The sequence below is a fragment of the Collinsella sp. LCP21S3_C7 genome (assembly GCF_052118485.1).
Lineage (GTDB): Bacteria > Actinomycetota > Coriobacteriia > Coriobacteriales > Coriobacteriaceae > Collinsella.
The window spans coordinates 1-582 of sequence record NZ_JBQKHC010000063.1; the positions used below are offsets into that span (position 1 = coordinate 1).

General features: G+C 64.1%; 1 protein-coding gene. It reads left to right on the forward strand.

The annotated features are described in order from the left end of the window. Window positions 1-121: 121 nt before the first annotated feature. Window positions 122-582, forward strand: a 461-nt coding sequence (locus ACTQ1E_RS08880) for a transposase (RefSeq protein ID WP_441565901.1), incomplete at its 3' end; no start/stop codon positions are given.

Consider the following 582-nt stretch of genomic DNA (forward strand, 5'->3'; position numbering starts at 1 on the left):
GATCGCGTCGAAAATGTTGGTGTAAGGGTGACACCCTAGCGCTCGTTTAACGAAGAACGGCCTTCGTCCTAGAATCTGAAATCACCACAACAACAGGTTCTAGGAAAGGACGAAGACCGCTATGGAAATCTTATCAGACCCGACGCCGGACATGCTCGCTGTGCCCCGTTTCGACGACGGCGCCATCGATATGCAGGAGCTGCTTCGCAGACTCGCCGAGCAGGTCGTGAACGCCGTGATGGACGCCGAGGCCGACCAGCTCTGCGGTGGCGGGGCGAACAGCCGAAACGGCTACCGCGAGAGGTCGCTCGCCACCTGCGTCGGCACGCTGACGCTGCGCATCCCCAAGCTGCGCTCCGGCAGCTTCTTCCCGGAGGACGTGCTCGAGCGCTACCAGCGCGTCGACCGCGCCCTCGTTGCCGCCGTCGCCGAGATGTACGCCACGGGCACGAGCACCCGCAAGGTGCAGAGGGTGGCCGAGAAGATGGGCGTCTCCAGGCTCTCGAAGGACCAGGTGAGCGCCATCGCCTCGAGCCTGGACGCAGACATCGAGGACCTATGCGGAAGGCCGCTCGGCGGCTC